The sequence below is a fragment of the Aestuariivirga sp. genome, from assembly GCF_020252405.1.
GTDB lineage: Bacteria > Pseudomonadota > Alphaproteobacteria > Rhizobiales > Aestuariivirgaceae > Aestuariivirga.
In genome coordinates this window covers 1-15,784 of record NZ_JADCDA010000055.1, presented here as the reverse complement: position 1 = coordinate 15,784, position 15,784 = coordinate 1, and the positions used below count along the sequence as shown (strand labels likewise).

Annotated in this window: 16 protein-coding genes and 1 pseudogene; 16 read left to right on the top strand and 1 reads right to left on the bottom strand. The window is 66.0% G+C overall.

Going from position 1 to position 15,784, the window contains the following annotated elements; translation table 11 throughout:
* Positions 1–1,344: FAD-dependent oxidoreductase (locus IOC69_RS09305; RefSeq protein ID WP_290543269.1), on the bottom strand; the 1,344-nt coding region annotated here is incomplete at its 3' end.
* Between the two features lie 192 nt (positions 1,345–1,536).
* Here IOC69_RS09305 and IOC69_RS09300 point away from each other — a divergent pair.
* The 16 genes and pseudogenes from IOC69_RS09300 to IOC69_RS09225 all read left to right on the top strand — a co-directional run bounded on the left by IOC69_RS09300 (position 1,537) and on the right by IOC69_RS09225 (position 15,656).
* A complete protein-coding gene (locus tag IOC69_RS09300; protein WP_290543268.1) occupies positions 1,537–2,481 on the top strand; it encodes a polyprenyl synthetase family protein in 945 nt (314 codons plus the stop codon).
* Positions 2,482–2,566: 85 nt separating this feature from the next.
* A complete protein-coding gene (locus IOC69_RS09295) occupies positions 2,567–3,568 on the top strand; it encodes a methyltransferase (RefSeq protein WP_290543267.1) in 1,002 nt (333 codons plus the stop codon).
* Between the two features lie 607 nt (positions 3,569–4,175).
* Positions 4,176–5,111, top strand: coding sequence for a chlorophyll synthesis pathway protein BchC (bchC, locus tag IOC69_RS09290; RefSeq protein ID WP_290543266.1), 936 nt, complete (start codon positions 4,176–4,178; stop codon positions 5,109–5,111).
* Positions 5,108–6,058 (top strand): chlorophyllide a reductase iron protein subunit X, encoded by a 951-nt coding sequence (locus IOC69_RS09285; protein WP_290543265.1) that lies wholly within the window; start codon positions 5,108–5,110, stop codon positions 6,056–6,058. Before bchC ends, IOC69_RS09285 begins: the two co-directional genes overlap by 4 nt.
* Positions 6,059–6,063: 5 nt before the next feature.
* A complete protein-coding gene (gene bchY, locus IOC69_RS09280; protein ID WP_290543264.1) occupies positions 6,064–7,614 on the top strand; it encodes a chlorophyllide a reductase subunit Y in 1,551 nt (516 codons plus the stop codon).
* Positions 7,615–7,738: 124 nt separating this feature from the next.
* Positions 7,739–9,181: a chlorophyllide a reductase subunit Z gene (gene bchZ, locus IOC69_RS09275; protein WP_290543263.1), complete on the top strand. Its 1,443-nt coding sequence runs from the start codon at positions 7,739–7,741 to the stop codon at positions 9,179–9,181.
* 45 nt (positions 9,182–9,226) lie between these two features.
* Positions 9,227–9,442 carry a hypothetical protein gene (locus tag IOC69_RS09270; RefSeq protein WP_290543262.1) on the top strand — a complete coding sequence of 72 codons (216 nt, stop codon included), beginning with the start codon at positions 9,227–9,229 and terminating at the stop codon, positions 9,440–9,442.
* Positions 9,443–9,550: 108 nt separating this feature from the next.
* The gene (pufB, locus tag IOC69_RS09265) at positions 9,551–9,769 is read left to right on the top strand and encodes a light-harvesting antenna LH1, beta subunit (RefSeq protein WP_290543261.1); all 219 of its coding nucleotides are present in this window, start codon (positions 9,551–9,553) and stop codon (positions 9,767–9,769) included.
* A 12-nt stretch (positions 9,770–9,781) separates the two neighbouring features.
* Positions 9,782–9,967 carry a light-harvesting antenna LH1, alpha subunit gene (gene pufA, locus IOC69_RS09260; protein WP_290543260.1) on the top strand — a complete coding sequence of 62 codons (186 nt, stop codon included), beginning with the start codon at positions 9,782–9,784 and terminating at the stop codon, positions 9,965–9,967.
* A gap of 109 nt (positions 9,968–10,076) precedes the next feature.
* Complete coding sequence (pufL, locus tag IOC69_RS09255; RefSeq protein ID WP_290543259.1) at positions 10,077–10,910, top strand: photosynthetic reaction center subunit L; 834 nt, start codon at positions 10,077–10,079, stop codon at positions 10,908–10,910.
* A gap of 13 nt (positions 10,911–10,923) precedes the next feature.
* Positions 10,924–11,892 carry a photosynthetic reaction center subunit M gene (pufM, locus tag IOC69_RS09250; RefSeq protein WP_290543270.1) on the top strand — a complete coding sequence of 323 codons (969 nt, stop codon included), beginning with the start codon at positions 10,924–10,926 and terminating at the stop codon, positions 11,890–11,892.
* A 13-nt stretch (positions 11,893–11,905) separates the two neighbouring features.
* Complete coding sequence (gene pufC, locus IOC69_RS09245; protein WP_290543258.1) at positions 11,906–12,964, top strand: photosynthetic reaction center cytochrome PufC; 1,059 nt, start codon at positions 11,906–11,908, stop codon at positions 12,962–12,964.
* Between the two features lie 95 nt (positions 12,965–13,059).
* Entirely contained in the window at positions 13,060–13,215 is a 156-nt protein-coding gene (gene pufB, locus IOC69_RS09240; protein ID WP_290543257.1) for a light-harvesting antenna LH1, beta subunit, read from the top strand.
* A gap of 12 nt (positions 13,216–13,227) precedes the next feature.
* Positions 13,228–13,413 (top strand): annotated as a pseudogene (locus IOC69_RS09235) (light-harvesting protein); the annotation flags it as partial.
* 210 nt (positions 13,414–13,623) lie between these two features.
* A complete protein-coding gene (locus IOC69_RS09230) occupies positions 13,624–15,027 on the top strand; it encodes a PucC family protein (protein ID WP_290543256.1) in 1,404 nt (467 codons plus the stop codon).
* Positions 15,028–15,080: 53 nt separating this feature from the next.
* Entirely contained in the window at positions 15,081–15,656 is a 576-nt protein-coding gene (locus IOC69_RS09225; protein WP_290543255.1) for a hypothetical protein, read from the top strand.
* Positions 15,657–15,784 lie beyond the last annotated feature (128 nt).

Genomic DNA, 15,784 nt, shown 5'->3' with positions numbered 1-15,784 from the left:
GCGGGCCGCTGGCCGCTGAAATGATGCCATCCATCCGTGCGAGGCCCTCCCGTAAAGTGCGCCGCCCGTGGCCGGAAACAGGCTCTCGAAGCGGGCGGGGTCGGTGATGATCGTGGTGTCAGGATTGAAATCGACGTTGAGCCCGCACTGCGCGAGCTTGGCGCGCATGGCGAGTTCGACGCGGACCCGGGGCTCCGGCGAATGATCGCCGTTGGCCGACGAATTGACGAGCAGCAGCAAGCGCTCCGGCCCGCCCTGATGACCCTCGCGGTCCTGCGCGCAGATATAGACGGTGGGCTCATCGGGGTATCCGGTGTTCAGCATACGGAATTCCTGCGCATAGTCGCGCGAGAAGAACACGTTGTGCCGCGCCAGCGGAAAGCCCGAGGTCTCCGCCACCGCCGCCCAGGTGATGGCCGACAGCGAACGCTGCTTCGGCCGGATCGGCGCCACCGCGGGCTGGACTGCACCACCCAGCAGCCCCGTGGCCACCGCCTGCGCATCGGCATTGACGATCACGCTGGTGCAGTCGAAAAGCTCTGTCGCGGTGCTGACGGAAGCCACGCGGCCGCGCTCGGTCGCGATGCCGGTCGCCGCCTCGCCATAGCGGAAGGTCACACCCCAGCGCCGGGCCAGCGCTTCCAGCGCAAGGGCCAGCTCATGCATGCCGCCCTTCACGCTCCAAACGCCAGACTGCTCCACATGCGCCACCAGCATCAGCGTGGCGGGGGCGAGAAAGGGCGAGGAGCCGCAATAGGTGGCATAGCGACCGAACAGCTGTTGCAGGCGGGGGTCGCGGAAGTGCCGTCCCAATCCCGTCCACATGGTCTCGAAGGGATTGATGCGCGCAACGTCCACCATGCCGGAGAGGCCATTCGACATCGCCAGCGACACCGGGTTCGGCCGCTGCGAACTGAGGAAGGGCTTCTCCAGCGTCCGGTAGATGCGCTTCGCCTCGGCGCTGAAATCGAGGAACCGTTTCGCTTCCGCCGCCCCTGAGAAAGCGCCGATCGCATCGGCGGAGGCCACGAGGCAGGCATGGAGGTCAAGCCGCTCCGATTCGCTCCACGCATGCCGCGCCAGGATCGACAAGGGCTCCAGCCTCACATGATCGGACAGCGATGCGCCCGCCTCGTCGAAGACCTGCTCCAGCACCCAGCGCATGGTGAGGACGGTGGGCCCGCCGTCGATGCCCCGGCCCGCCACGTCGAGCCGCCGCATCTTGCCGCCGGGAGCCTGCTGGCGCTCGATCACCAGCACCTCCTCGCCCCTCGCGGCGAGGCTCAGCGCGGCGGCCAGCCCACCCAATCCGGCCCCGATGATGATCGTGCGATCCCGCGGCATGTGGGTCCCGTTGGCGGCCCGCAGCTTCCCTGTTGCGGAGCCGCGATTACTATGTCAATGTTTGTTTACAGTAGCAAGTGACGTTTCGATCTGACGGTCTTGGGAGACGCCTACGGAAATCGGATTCCGCCTCGAACAGGAACTCGAAGCAACAAGTGACGTTTCTATCTGACGATCTTGGGAGACACGCCTATGGATATCGGACTCCGCCTCGAACAGGAACTCGAACAGGCCGTCGGCCATGCTGCAAGCGGTGACTCTCCACCGCTTCTGGCCCGAGCGCTGCGCCATGCCGTCTTCCCCGGCGGGGCGCGAATTCGCCCCCGCCTGGTGCTCGCGGTGAGCAACGCCTGTGCATCCAAAAAAGCAACGGCGGCAACGCAAAACGCAACGGCGGCAACGCAAAATGCAACGGCGGCATCGCAAAATGCGACGGCGGCATCGCAAAATGCATCCGCCGCAATCACATTTGCATCGTCTGTGGAGCTTCTTCACTGCGCGTCGCTGGTGCATGATGATTTGCCTTGTTTTGACAACTCTGAGTTGAGACGTGGCAAACCCTCGGTTCATGTGGCGTTTGGGGAACGTATTGCGGTCCTCGCTGGCGATGCGCTGATCGTGCTGGGGTTTGAGTGGCTGGCGCTGCGGACGGAGCGGGTGGCGCAGCTGTCCGGAATCCTTGCGCGGTGCGTGGGCGGGCCGTCGGGCATTTGCGCCGGGCAGGCCTGGGAATGCGAGCCGACAATCGATATCGTGCGCTATCAGCGGGCCAAGACGGGTGCCCTTTTCGCGGCGTGCACCATGGGCGGCGCGGCGTCGCAGGGCTATGAACCCTTTGCCTGGCAGAAGCTGGGCTTCGCCATCGGCGAGGCGTTCCAGGTGGCGGATGACCTGCGCGACGTGGCCGGTTCGGCTGAGAAGCTGGGCAAGCCCGTGCACCAGGACGAGGCCAATCACGCGCCGAATTTCGTTTCAGAACTGGGGTTTGACGGTGCCATGGGGCATTTCGAGGAGCTGCTTGAGGCGGCGCGGAACGCCATTCCGGACTGTCCGGGGCGCGAGGCGCTGGCACAGCAGATCGAGGGCGTGTCGAGGAGCCTCGTCACCGGCCTCCAGGCGCGCACCGCCGCGGCGTGAGATGAGCCTTGCGGGACGTGCCCTGGACCGCTGGCGGAGCTTTCGCAACGGCCTGCTCGCCTCCCCCCGCTTCCAGAAATTTGCCGTGGATTTTCCGCCCTTCAGGCCGGTGAGCCGGGCGCGCTCGCGCCAGCTCTTCGACCTCCTTGCCGGCTTCACCTATAGCCAGGTCCTCTATTGCACGGTGAAGCTCGGACTGATCGAGATGCTGCAGGGCCAGCCGCTGTCCACCGCCGCCATCGCAGCGCGCATCGGCTGGCCGGCGGAACGCGCGGAACGCCTGCTCAAGGCCTCGATATCGCTCGATATTCTGGAGCGGACCAGCACCGGGGAGGTGACCCTCGGCATCCATGGCGCAGCCCTGGCGGGCAACCCCTGGATCGCCCGCTTCATCACCCACCACAGCCTGCTCTATGCCGATCTGACGGACCCGCTCGGCGTCCTCTCCGGCAGCAAAAAGCAGAACCAGCTCAAGGACTTCTGGAGCTACGCCGACCAGAGGAACGCAGCCGGTTACACCGCCCTCATGGCCGCCTCGCAGCAGGCGGTGGCCGCCGAGATCCTCGCCTCCTATAATTTCGGCCGCCACACACACCTGATCGACATCGGCGGCTCCAACGGCACCTTCCTCAAAGCCGCCGCGGCGCGTTATCCACAGCTGAATTTGAGCCTCTTCGATCTTCCCAGAGTGGCCGAGCTTGCCCGCGCAAACCTCGGAAATCGCTTCAATATCCATGGCGGAAGCTTCCTTGATGACGAGCTGCCCAAAGGCCCGGACTGCGCCAGCCTCATCCGCATCGCGCATGACCATGACGATGCAGCCGTGGCCACGCTGCTGGCCGCCGTCGCGCGCATGCTGCCGCCTCGCGGCACGCTGATCCTGGCCGAACCCCTCTCCGGCCTCGCCGCCACCGCCCCGGTGGCGGACGCCTATTTCGGCCTCTACTTCGCCGCCATGGGCCAGGGCAAAACCCGCACCCCGGACGAATTCGGCCGCATGGCGAAGGACGCCGGATTCGCCACCTGCGAACTGATGGCCACCCGCAATCCGGTTGTAACCGGCCTGCTGCGGATGACGATGCCGTAGCGTTCCGCGGCGATGCCGGCGGATGCTTTTCAGATGCTTTGCGGATGCTTTTCGGATGCTTTTTGGATGCCGCCGTTGCGCATTTCGGTTGCCGCCGGAGGCTACCGGATGGCGCCGGTTGCCGTTGCTGCTGTTGCACGTTCCGGTTGTCTCTTGAAGCTGCCAGAAGCTGCCGGAGGCTGCCGGATGGTGCCGGCTGCGGTTGCCGCCGGATGAAAGAATGATGTTGAGGATGGCGGTCTGGTGACCCTTTGGCGGCAGAAGTGTGACCGCAACGCGCGGCAGACGTGTGACCGCAACGCGCGATGAATCGCCAGCACGCGACCCCAACCCCATCTCCACCACCACCATCCCCATCCCCAAACCCAACCCCAACCCCATCTCCACCACCATCCCCAACCCCAACCCCATCCCTGTCCCTCCACCTCTCCGCGAGGCAAAACCCCGGTGCGGAGCGCGGCGCCGGGCAGGCTCAGGGCCTGTCAATCCGGCGCAACGGAAAGACTGTATCTGACTATTGACACACAGAAGTGTAAGAGTAAGCTGACAGTCAGGGAGTCCATGGACCGGCTTGCGGGGCGGGCCGGGCTTCTCCGGGAGGCCGAGAATGGAAACGGTCGCAGTCGTCCTCGAACAGCCGGGCAAACTGGCGCTCAGGACGGTGGCATTGCAGGAGCCGAAGGCGGACGACCTGGTCGTCGATGCCGTGTGGAGCGGAATCTCCTCCGGCACCGAAAGGCTGCTGTGGGCCGGCCGCATGCCCAGCTTCCCCGGCATGGGCTATCCGCTGGTTCCCGGCTACGAGACCGTGGCGCGCGTCTCCCGGGCTTGCGGCGGATTTGCCGAGGGCGATCTCGTCTTCGTGCCCGGCGCCAATTGCTACAGGGACGTGCGGGGCCTTTTCGGCGGCGCCGCGAAGCGCATCGTGCTGCCCGCCGCCCGCGCGGTGAAGCTCGACGGCATTGCCGATGAGGAAGGACTTCTTATCGCGCTGGCCGCCACGGCGCACCATGCGGTGGCCGGCGACGGCTTCGCCCTGCCCCAGCTCATCGTCGGCCACGGCGTGCTGGGCCGCCTCATCGCGCGCATCACGCTGGCGCTCGGCGGCGAGGCCCCCACCGTCATCGAAACCAATGCCGCGCGCCATGACGGCGCTGCCGGCTATGCCGTTCTCACGCCCGACGGGGACACGCGCCGCGACTACCATACGATCTGCGACGCCTCGGGTGCGGCAGGCCTTCTCGACCAGATCATCCCCAGGCTCGCCAGGCGCGGCGGGATCACGCTCGCGGGCTTCTATGAGGAGCCGCTGTCATTCGCCTTCCCGCCCGCCTTCATGCGCGAGGCGAGGATCCGCATCGCGGCCGAATTCACCATGGCCGACATGCAGGCGGTGAAGGCGCTGGTGGCGAATGGCCGCCTCAGCCTTTCCGGCCTCATCAGCCACCAGGCTGCCGCATCGACGGCGGCGCAAGCCTACGAACAGGCCTTCACCGACCCCAACTGCATCAAAATGGCCCTCGATTGGAGCGCATTCGCATGAACAGCATCGACCTGAACATGGAAGCGGACGCCGCGCCGAAGAAGGAGACGCAGATCATCGCCATCTATGGAAAGGGCGGCATCGGCAAGAGCTTCACGCTCGCCAACCTCTCCTACATGATGGCGCAGCAGGGAAAGCGCGTGCTGCTGATCGGCTGCGACCCGAAAAGCGACACCACCTCGCTTCTGTTCGGCGGCAAGGCCTGCCCCACCATCATCGAAACCTCCGCCAGGAAGAAGCTGGCCGGCGAAGAGGTGAAGATCGGCGACGTGTGCTTCAAGCGCGACGGCGTGTTCGCGATGGAACTGGGCGGCCCCGAAGTGGGCCGCGGCTGCGGCGGCCGCGGCATCATCCACGGCTTCGAACTTCTCGAGAAGCTGGGCTTTCATGACTGGGGCTTCGACTACGTGCTGCTCGACTTTTTGGGCGACGTGGTCTGCGGCGGCTTCGGCCTGCCGATCGCGCGCGACATGTGCCAGAAGGTGATCATCGTCGGTTCGAACGACCTCCAGTCGCTCTATGTCGCCAACAATGTCTGCTCGGCGGTGGAGTATTTCCGCAAGCTCGGCGGCAATGTGGGTGTGGCCGGCATCGTGATCAACAAGGATGACGGCACGGGCGAAGCCGCGGCCTTCGCCAGGGCGGCGGGCATTCCCGTTCTCTCCTCCATTCCGGCGAACGAGGACATCCGCCGCAAGAGCGCGAATTATGAAATCATCGGCCGGCCGGACGGCGAGTGGGGCGCGATGTTCGCCGAACTCGCCTGGAACGTGGCCACCGCACCCCCCCAGCGCCCCACACCGCTGGACCAGGACGGGCTCCTGGGCCTGTTCTCGGGCGACTCGGTGGGCCGCAACGTGGTGCTGGAGCCTGCCTCGCCTGAAGACATGTGCGGCGGCACGCTGATCGTGAAGCCGTCCCTCGAAGTCATCTACGACGCGGTGTAAGGCACATGGCGACCACCCTCATCGACAGGACGAGACCCGGAGCGGAACCGGCGCCCAAACCGGCGCCCAAGCCGGCGGATGCCGCCGGCATGTCCTGCCATGCGGGCAAGGAAGAGCTGAGCAAGGCCGCGGCCGCCGCGGGAAAAAGCGGCGTGCTCGAACAATATGCGCGCGACTATGCGCTGGGCCCCCATGACCAGCCGCAAAGCATGTGCCCCGCCTTCGGCTCGCTGCGCGTGGGCTTGCGCATGCGGCGCACCGCGACCATCCTCTCCGGCTCGGCCTGCTGCGTCTATGGCCTCACCTTCACCTCCCACTTCTATGGCGCGCGGCGCAGCGTGGGCTATGTGCCCTTCAATTCCGAAACGCTCGTCACCGGCAAGCTTTTCGAGGACATCCGCGAGGCGGTGTTCAAGCTGGCGAAGCCGGAGGACTACGACACCATCGTCATCACCAATCTGTGCGTTCCCACCGCTTCGGGCGTGCCGCTGCAGCTGCTGCCGAAGGAAATCGACGGGGTGCGAATCATCGGCATCGACGTGCCCGGCTTCGGCGTGCCCACCCATGCGGAGGCCAAGGACGTGCTCTCCGGCGCCATGCTGAAATATGCGGCGGAAGAAATCCGCCAGGGCCCTGTTGCCGCCCCGCGCACCGCGCGTGGGAGCCTTCCCGCCATCGCGCTGCTGGGCGAAATGTTCCCGGTCGATCCCGTTTCCATCGGCCGCATGCTGGAGCCGATGGGGCTCGCCGCGGGCCCCGTCGTGCCGGTGCGCGAATGGCGCGAGCTGTTCTCGGCCTTCGACTGCGCCGCCGTTGCGGCGATCCACCCCTTCTACACCGCCTCGGTCCGCGAATTCGAGCAGGCCGGCCGCACGGTCGTCGGCTCCGCGCCCGTCGGCCATGACGGCACGGCGGCCTGGCTTCAGGCCATCGGTGACGCCTGCAACGTGCCGCCTGCGGGGATCGCGGCGGCGCAGAATGCCATCCTCCCCGCGATCAAGGCTGCGCTGGCGGCAAAGCCCATCAAGGGCCGCATCACGGTGTCAGGCTATGAAGGCTCCGAACTGCTCGTGGCCCGCCTGCTGATCGAGAGTGGAGCTGAGGTTCCCTATGTCGGCACCGCCTGCCCGAAGACGCGCTGGTCGGATGCCGACCGCGAATGGCTCGAAGCCCGCGGTGTGACGATCCAGTTCCGCGCCTCGCTGGAGCAGGACATCGCCGCGATGATGGATGCGAAGCCCGACCTCGCCATCGGCACGACGCCGGTCGTCCAAAAGGCCAAGTCGCTGTCGATCCCCGCGCTCTATTTCACCAACCTGATTTCGGCGCGGCCCCTGATGGGGCCCGCCGGCGCGGGCTCGCTCGCCCAGGTGATCAACGCGGCCCTGGGCAACAAGACCCGCTTCGACGCGATGAAGGATTTCTTCGACGGCGTGGGCGAAGGCCATGCCGCGGGCGTGTGGGAAGACATTCCGGTGGACCGGCCGGAGTTCCGCAAGAAATATGCCGGCATGCTGGCGGCCAAGGCCAAGGCGGAAGAGGCGGTGGGCACATGAATATTCTCCGCGCTCTCCCCCACGTCCGTCACCCCGGCGAAAGCCGGGGCCCAGCTAACTTGTGGCTGGCAAAGCGGGGTCCCGGCTTTCGCCGGGATGACGATCGTTTGACGGAGGCCTCCTCATGTTCGTGATCGATCATGACCGCGCCGGGGGCTATTGGGGCTCCGTCTATGCCTTCACGGCCATCAAGGGCCTGCAGGTGATCATCGACGGCCCGGTGGGCTGCGAGAATCTGCCGGTCACCTCCGTTCTGCACTATACCGACGCGCTGCCGCCGCATGAGCTGCCCATCGTCGTCACCGGCCTTTCGGAAGAGGAACTCGGCCAGCACGGCACCGAAGGCGCCATGCGCCGCGCCCACAAGACGCTCGATCCCTCCATGCCGAGCGTGGTTGTGACGGGCTCGATCGCCGAGATGATCGGCGGCGGCGTGACACCCCAGGGCACCGGCATCCAGCGCTTTCTGCCGCGCACCATCGACGAGGACCAGTGGCAATCCGCCGACCGGGCGCTTTACTGGCTGTGGACGGAATTCGGCTCCAGGAAACGCCAGGTTCCGACGCAGAAACCGCGCAAGGAAGGCGAGCGCCCACGCGTCAACATCATCGGCTCCATCTACGGCGTCTTCAACTCGGCCTCCGACCTCGCCGAGATCCGCCGCCTCGTCGAAGGCATCGGCGCTGACGTGAACATGTGTTTTCCGCTCGGCAGCCACCTGGCCGACGTTCCCAGGCTCGTCAATGCCGAGGCGAACATCTGCATGTACCGCGAATTCGGCCGCAAGCTGTGCGAGGCCCTCGACAGGCCCTATCTGCAGGCGCCGATCGGGCTTCATTCGACCACCAAATTCCTGCGCAAGCTGGGCGAAATCCTGGGGCTGGACCCCGAACCCTTCATCGCGCGCGAGAAACACACCACCATCAAGCCGCTGTGGGACCTGTGGCGCTCCGTCACGCAGGATTTCTTCGGCACCGCCAGCTTCGGCGTCGTCGCCTCCGAGACCTATGCCCGCGGGCTGGAGAATTTTCTGGGCGAGGAGATGGGGCTTCCCTGCAACTTCGCCGTCGCCCGCAAGTCCGGCGAGAAAACCGACAACCAGACCATCCGTGCACTGATAAAAGAGCGGACCCCGCTCATCCTGTTCGGCAGCTACAATGAGCGCATGTATCTGGCGGAGGCCGGGGGCCGCGCCATGTATATCCCCGCCTCCTTCCCCGGCGCCATCATCCGCCGCCACACGGGAACGCCCTTCATGGGTTATGCGGGGGCGACCTACCTCATCCAGGAAGTGTGCAACGCGCTGTTCGACGCGCTGTTCAACATCCTGCCGCTCGGCCCCGACATGGACAAGGTCGAGGCAACGCCCGCCAGGCGCGAGCAGGAGATCGCCTGGGATGCCGAGGCCAGGTCCTTCCTCGACGAATGGCTGGAGCGCCAGCCGGTGCTCGTCCGCATCTCGGCGGCCAGGCGCCTGCGCGACGGCGCGGAAGCCTCGGCCCGCAAACACGGCTCGCCAAGCGTCGGCGAGGCCGACGTCCGCAACGCAACCCGGGAGCTCGCGTGATGGCCCGCTCCCGCCCTTTTCCATCTGACATCAGGAGATAGCAGCATGTCGATGATCAACGCCCACCGCCACGACGACTCGAAGCTCGAGTTCAGCCTCCTCATGTGGCTGGCCTTCGCGGTGTTCCTCGTGGCGATCGCAGCCACCCGGCTCGTGCCGCGCGCCGTGCGCCCGCGGGTCGGCGGCCATGACGACGGCAAGTCGATCCTCGCCGCCGCCAGGGCCGCGACCCACAACTCCATTCCCTTCGCCTTTATGTGAAGGGTTTCCTATTCGCCGCGCTCTCCGGAGCAAGGCGGATAACCGGGCCGCGCGGTCACTCAGCGGTAACGGGCCCCTCAACAAGGCCCTCAGACGGAGGTCAGTAACATGGCCGATAACAAGACGTCGGGCCTTTCCGGCCTGACCGAAGCCGAAGCAAAGGAATTCCACTCGATCTTCATGTCGAGCTTCATTGGTTTCACGCTGGTGGCGGTCGTCGCCCACTTCCTCGCGTGGCAATGGCGCCCGTGGATCCCTGGACCCGAAGGCTATCAAAGCAGCGACCTGAGCCCGCTTCTGCATCAGCTCACGTCGATGTTCACATAAGGAGGATCGGATATGTGGCGCATTTGGCTGTTGTTCGATCCGCGCAGGACGCTCGTCGCGATGGCGACCTTCCTGTTCGTCCTGGCTCTCGTCATCCACTTCATCCTGCTGTCCACCGACCGGTTCAACTGGCTCGACGGCGGCGTGGCGAGGAAGGCCGCGAGCCTGGACACGACGATCAGCGAGATGGTCGGCTGAGGCCGTCCGTCCCGCGGCTCCTGTGGACGGAACGTGCCTTGCACCGCGTTCCGTCCACGTGACCACCCCAGGATCTTGAGGGCCGGCCGGACCGGCAGGAGTGACCATCATGGCCATGCTGAGCTTCGAAAAGAAATACCGCGTGCGCGGCGGAACGCTGATCGGCGGCGACCTGTTCGATTTCTGGGTCGGACCCTTCTATGTCGGCTTCTTCGGCGTGCTCACGGCCTTCTTCTCCCTTCTCGGAACCGCCCTCATCGTCTATGGCGCGGCGATCGGCGGAACCTGGAACCTCTGGCAGATAAACATCGCCCCGCCCGACCTTTCCTATGGCCTGGCGCTCGCCCCACTCAAGCACGGCGGCCTCTGGCAGATCATCACCGTCTGCGCCACCGGCGCCTTCGTCTCCTGGGCGCTGCGCGAGGTGGAAATCTGCAGGAAGCTCGGCATCGGGCTGCACGTGCCGGTCGCCTTCTCCTTCGCCATCCTCGCCTATGTGACGCTCGAGATCATCCGGCCCGTCCTGCTGGGCGCCTGGGGCCACGGCTTCCCCTATGGCATCATCAGCCATCTCGACTGGGTGTCGAACGTCGGATACCAGTATCTCCATTTCCACTACAATCCGGCGCATATGATCGCCATCACCCTGTTCTTCACCTGCACGCTGGCGCTCGCCATGCATGGCGGCCTGGTGCTGTCGGCAACCAACCCGGCCAGGGGCGAACCGGTGAAGACGGCCGAGCACGAGAACAGCTTCTTCCGCGATCACATCGGCTACTCGATCGGCACGCTCGGCATCCATCGCTTAGGGCTTTTCCTCGCCCTGGGCGCTGTCTTCTTCAGCGCCGTCTGCATCGTGATCTCGGGCCCCTTCTGGACGCGCGGCTGGCCCGAATGGTGGAACTGGTGGCTCGACCTGCCGGTCTGGCCGCGGGCGGGATAGGACTCTCATCATGATGATCGAATATCAAAACATCTTCACCCGCGTTCAGGTCCACGGACCCGACGATCTGGGCGTGCCCATGAAGCCCGGCAACTGGCCGCGCGAAAAGGGCATCACCACCAACTGGCTCCTGGGCGTCATCGGCGATGCGCAGGTGGGCCCCGTCTATCTGGGCGGGCTGGGCATCATGTCGCTCCTGTGCGGCTTCATCGCCATCGAGATCATCGGCCTCAACATGCTGGCCTCGGTGAACTGGAACCCCGTCCAGTTCGTGCGCCAGCTGTTCTGGCTGGGCCTCGAGCCGCCGCCGGCGAAATACGGCCTGGGCCTCGCTCCCCTGCGCGAGGGCGGCTGGTGGCAGATGGCGGGGTTCTTCCTCACCGCGTCCATCCTGCTGTGGTGGCTCAGAACCTACCGCCGGGCCCGCGCGCTGGGCATGGGCACGCATATCGCCTGGGCCTTCGCCGCGGCGATCTGGCTCTATCTGGTGCTGGGCTTCATCCGCCCGCTGTTCATGGGCGATTTCTCGGAAGCGGTGCCCTTCGGCATCTTCCCGCACCTCGACTGGACGGCGGCCTTCTCGATCCGCTACGGCAACCTCTTCTACAACCCCTTCCACATGATCTCGATCGCCTTCCTTTATGGATCGGCGCTGCTCTTCGCCATGCACGGCGCGACCATCCTCGCCGTGTCGCGGCTGGGCGGCGAGCGCGAGATCGAGCAGATCGTCGACCGCGGCACGGCGTCGGAGCGCGCGGCCCTGTTCTGGCGCTGGACGATGGGTTTCAACGCCACCATGGAGTCGATCCACCGCTGGGCCTGGTGGTTCGCCGTGCTCTGCCCGCTCGCCGGCGGCATCGGCATTCTCCTCACAGGCACGGTCGTCGACAACTGGTATCTCTGGGCGGTGAAGCACCATGTGGCCCCGGTCTATCCCTTCGACCTGACGGCCCCCGTCGCCGACCCGGCGGCGGCGCAATAGGAGCGAGCGGATCATGAAACTCTCGGCAACCACCCTCACCGCCTCCCTGCTCGTCACCGTCATCGGCACCCTGCTCGTCATCCCCATGATGCTGCAGTGGGAGCGCCCGCCGATGGAGTCGGCGCAATGGGGCTTCCGCGGCCTCGGCATGGAGCACATTGTCAACCCGCGGCTTGCGGCCAGGGTCAAGGCGGCGAACCCGCTGCCCACGCCCGACGACCCCGTTCCCAACGACGGCGTGCTCGTCAGGGACGATCACGAAAACTACAAGAACGTGCAGGTGCTGGGCGATCTCGACACCGCGCAGTTCAACCGGCTGATGGGCGCGATCACGCTGTGGGTGGCCCCGCAGGAAGGCGACAACGCCGGCTGCGCCTATTGCCACAACGTCGAGAACATGGCCTCGGACGAGGTCTATACCAAGGTCGTGGCGCGCCGCATGCTGCAGATGACGCGGGCGATCAACACGCAGTACAAGGCCCACGTCGCGCAGACCGGAGTCACCTGCTACACCTGCCACCGCGGCAATGCGGTGCCGGCCAACATCTGGTTCACCAATCCCGGCCCCAGGCAGGCGGGCGGCTTCGCGGCCAGCCGCAACGGCCAGAACCTCGCCGGCCAGCCGGTTCCGGCCTTCGCGTCGCTGCCCTATGACCCGTTCACGCCGCTCATCAGCGAGCCGGGCGGGGCGATCCGCGTCCAGGCCACCACCGCGCTGCCGGGCAACCCGGGGCCTGAGTTCAAGAAGACCGAGACGACCTATGCGCTGATGATGCACATGTCGACGGGCCTCGGCGTCAACTGCACCTTCTGCCACAACTCGCGCGCCTTCTCGAACTGGGAGCAGAGCCGGCCGCAGCGCGTCACCGCCTGGCACGGCATCCAGATGGTGCGCGACATCAACGCGAACTACATCACGCCGCTCGCCGGCGTCTTCCCGGCCAACCGCAAGGGCCCGACGGGCGACGTCTACAAGACCAACTGCGCCACCTGCCACAACGGCGTGAACAAGCCGCTCTATGGCTTCTCGATGGCCAAGAGCTACCCCGAACTCTCGGTTCCCAATCCATGAGGACCGCGAGGAAACCACTCCTGCCGTCGCAAAACCGGCGGGAAGCCTGCGTGCGGGTTCAGCACGAGAAGTCTAAATCTGGAGGTACAAGCTAGATGTCAGACGATCCGAACCGGGTGTGGCCCACCGGCCTCACCATCAAGGAATCAGAAGAGCTGCATAAGCACGTCATCGATGGCGCGCGGGTGTTCTTTGTGATCGCCCTCTTCGCTCATCTCTTGGCGTATATCTACTCGCCTTGGCTGCACTAGGAGGGACATGACATGAACCAAGGTAGAATCTGGTGCGTCGTCAACCCGACGGTGGGCCTGCCGCTGTTCATCGGCGGCGTGGCGGTGACGTCTCTCGTGGTGCATGCGTCGGTCATGACGCACAGCACCTGGGTGTCGAAGTTCTTCGACGGCAGCGCCGCGAAAACGGCCGCCATCGACACCACCATCGCTCCGGTGGCGTCGAATGTCACGAAGACCGGCGATGGCTATGTCATCACCGTGAAGGTGACGCCCGATGGCGGCATCGACGGCGCGAAGCTGGCCGCCAAGTAGCATGACGCGGCCGTTCCACAAAGGACGGCAACGACAGCGCGGGAGGTGCGCGGACCCCAAAGGCGCCGCTCTCCTCCCGCACGAACCCCGCACTCCATTGAGCGTCAGCATGCCATGAACCGCATCAGCCGGAGCATGATGAGAGCCTGGGCCGGGCTCGGAACGAAGTATCTGCCCTTCGCGGATGCGGCGAGCGGGGACGTGCCGCTGTCGCGCCTGCTGCGGCTCTCGCTGTTCCAGGTCTCGGCCGGGATGACGCTGGTGCTGCTCGTCGGCACGCTGAACCGCGTGATGATCGTCGAGCTCGGCGTTCCCGCCTCGCTCGTCGCCGTCATGCTCGCCATGCCGCTGGTCTTCGCGCCCTTCCGCGCGCTCATCGGCTTCAAGTCGGACACGCACAGGTCGGAACTCGGCTGGAAGCGCGTTCCTTATTTCTACAGGGGCACCATGGTGCAGTTCGGCGGCCTGGCCATCATGCCCTTCGCCCTGCTCGTCCTGGCGCGGCAGGGACATGCCGCCGAAATTCCGCCCATCATCGGCCAGGCCGCGGCCGCACTGGCCTTCCTGCTGGTGGGCGCGGGCCTCAACACCACGCAGACGGTGGGCCTTGCGCTGGCGACCGACCTCACCCCGCCCGAGAAGCAGCCCAATGTGGTGGGCCTCATGTATGTGGCGCTGCTGGCGGGCTCGATCGTCAGTGCGCTGATCTTCGGGGCGCTGCTCCATGATTTCACGCCGGGCCGCCTTGTGCAGGTGATCCAGGGCGCGGGCGTCGCCACCATTCTGCTGAATGCCGCCGCCGTGTGGAAGCAGGAGGCGCGCGGCGCCGCGAAGCCCCGCCATGCGGCGGCGCCCGACCCGACCTTCCAGGACTCATGGTCGGGCTTCATGGCCGGCGACAGGGCGCTGGCCCGTCTTGCCGCGGTGGGCATCGGCACGCTGGCCTTTTCCATGCAGGACGTGATGCTGGAGCCTTATGGCGGGCAGGTTCTGGGCCTTGCGGTGTCGCGCACCACGCTGTTGACGGCGGCCATGGCGGCGGGCGGCCTCATCGGCTTCAGCCTTGCATCCTATGTGCTGAGCCGCGGCTTCGATGCCTTCCGCATGGCCTCGCTCGGCGCCATGGCGGGCGTGCCCGCCTTCCTGATGATCATTCTCGCCGCACCCCTGTTGTCGCCCCTGCTCTTCGGGCTGGGCACCTTCCTGATCGGCTTCGGCGCCGGCCTCTTCGGCCACGGCACGCTCACCGCCACCATGAACAGCGCGCCGAAGGAACAGCGCGGCCTGGCGCTGGGCGCCTGGGGCGCGGTGCAGGCGACCGCCGCCGGCATCGGCGTGGCGCTGGGCGGCATCATCCGCGACACGCTGTCTTCGCTTGACGGCGGCAGCGTGATGACGCCTTATCTGACGGTGTACAGTCTGGAGGTGACCCTGCTGATTGCCGCCATCGTTACCATGAGCAGCCTGATCGGAAGCCCTTCCGGAGCTGCCCCCTCTCCCACCGCCCCTGCCCGATGATCCGCCACACCCGCACTCACACCGCACTCACACCGCACTGAAAAGGAGCCGAGATGAGCAACGAAATCACCCGGATGTTCGCAGACCCCGCCACCGCCGCCAGGGCCGCCGAGGAGCTGCGCGAAGAAGGCTATGGCGATGTTTTCGTGGTGAACCCGCCCGGTGCGGCGGACACGCCGGTCTCCGCCATCGCCGCCCAGATCGCGCTCGGCCGGGTCCATCTCGGCGATGCGAGGATCTATGCCAGGGGCGTGGCCGCCGGCCATGCGCTGGTCACCGTGCACGCCCCCTTTGGCTCCGGCAAGCTGGCGGAAACGATCCTCGAATCCCATTCTCCGGTTGAGTCCGGCATCAGCCACAGCGAGCCGCTGTCGATGTGGGACGAGGCGGCCCCGCTGTCCAGCGTCATCGGCATGGCCACCGTCATCAATGACCCGGACCCGATATCGAAGATCTTCGGCTTCCCCTCTGTCACCTCCGGCAATTGCAGCTTCTCAAGCATGATCGGCATGCCGCTCCTGACCGATGGCGAACTTGGTGACAAGGGCCGCGTCGGCCTGCCCTATCTCTCAGGCAATCCAACACCGCTCTCCTCCGCACTGGGCCTGCCGCTGCTGACCAAGCGGTAGTTTCATCGCAGATGTTGGCGGCTTGACCGCCGGACCCAATGGCCCGGCGATCCTCTTGGCGGCGGGGAAAGGATGCCCGGAACAAGTCCGGGCATGATGACCGGGGTGGTGGCAGTGTAAAGTCTTTC

What these genes read in the sequence shown, in the direction of transcription:
- IOC69_RS09230 (WP_290543256.1), top strand. Translation starts at nt 13,624, where the DNA reads ATGAACCGCATCAGCCGGAGCATGATGAGAGCCTGGGCCGGGCTCGGA.
- IOC69_RS09285 (WP_290543265.1), top strand. Translation starts at nt 5,108, where the DNA reads ATGAACAGCATCGACCTGAACATGGAAGCGGACGCCGCGCCGAAGAAG.
- IOC69_RS09225 (WP_290543255.1), top strand. Translation starts at nt 15,081, where the DNA reads ATGAGCAACGAAATCACCCGGATGTTCGCAGACCCCGCCACCGCCGCC.
- IOC69_RS09300 (WP_290543268.1), top strand. Translation starts at nt 1,537, where the DNA reads ATGGATATCGGACTCCGCCTCGAACAGGAACTCGAACAGGCCGTCGGC.
- bchY (WP_290543264.1), top strand. Translation starts at nt 6,064, where the DNA reads ATGGCGACCACCCTCATCGACAGGACGAGACCCGGAGCGGAACCGGCG.
- bchZ (WP_290543263.1), top strand. Translation starts at nt 7,739, where the DNA reads ATGTTCGTGATCGATCATGACCGCGCCGGGGGCTATTGGGGCTCCGTC.
- pufA (WP_290543260.1), top strand. Translation starts at nt 9,782, where the DNA reads ATGTGGCGCATTTGGCTGTTGTTCGATCCGCGCAGGACGCTCGTCGCG.
- pufC (WP_290543258.1), top strand. Translation starts at nt 11,906, where the DNA reads ATGAAACTCTCGGCAACCACCCTCACCGCCTCCCTGCTCGTCACCGTC.
- bchC (WP_290543266.1), top strand. Translation starts at nt 4,176, where the DNA reads ATGGAAACGGTCGCAGTCGTCCTCGAACAGCCGGGCAAACTGGCGCTC.
- pufM (WP_290543270.1), top strand. Translation starts at nt 10,924, where the DNA reads ATGATCGAATATCAAAACATCTTCACCCGCGTTCAGGTCCACGGACCC.
- pufB (WP_290543257.1), top strand. Translation starts at nt 13,060, where the DNA reads ATGTCAGACGATCCGAACCGGGTGTGGCCCACCGGCCTCACCATCAAG.
- IOC69_RS09270 (WP_290543262.1), top strand. Translation starts at nt 9,227, where the DNA reads ATGTCGATGATCAACGCCCACCGCCACGACGACTCGAAGCTCGAGTTC.
- pufB (WP_290543261.1), top strand. Translation starts at nt 9,551, where the DNA reads ATGGCCGATAACAAGACGTCGGGCCTTTCCGGCCTGACCGAAGCCGAA.
- pufL (WP_290543259.1), top strand. Translation starts at nt 10,077, where the DNA reads ATGGCCATGCTGAGCTTCGAAAAGAAATACCGCGTGCGCGGCGGAACG.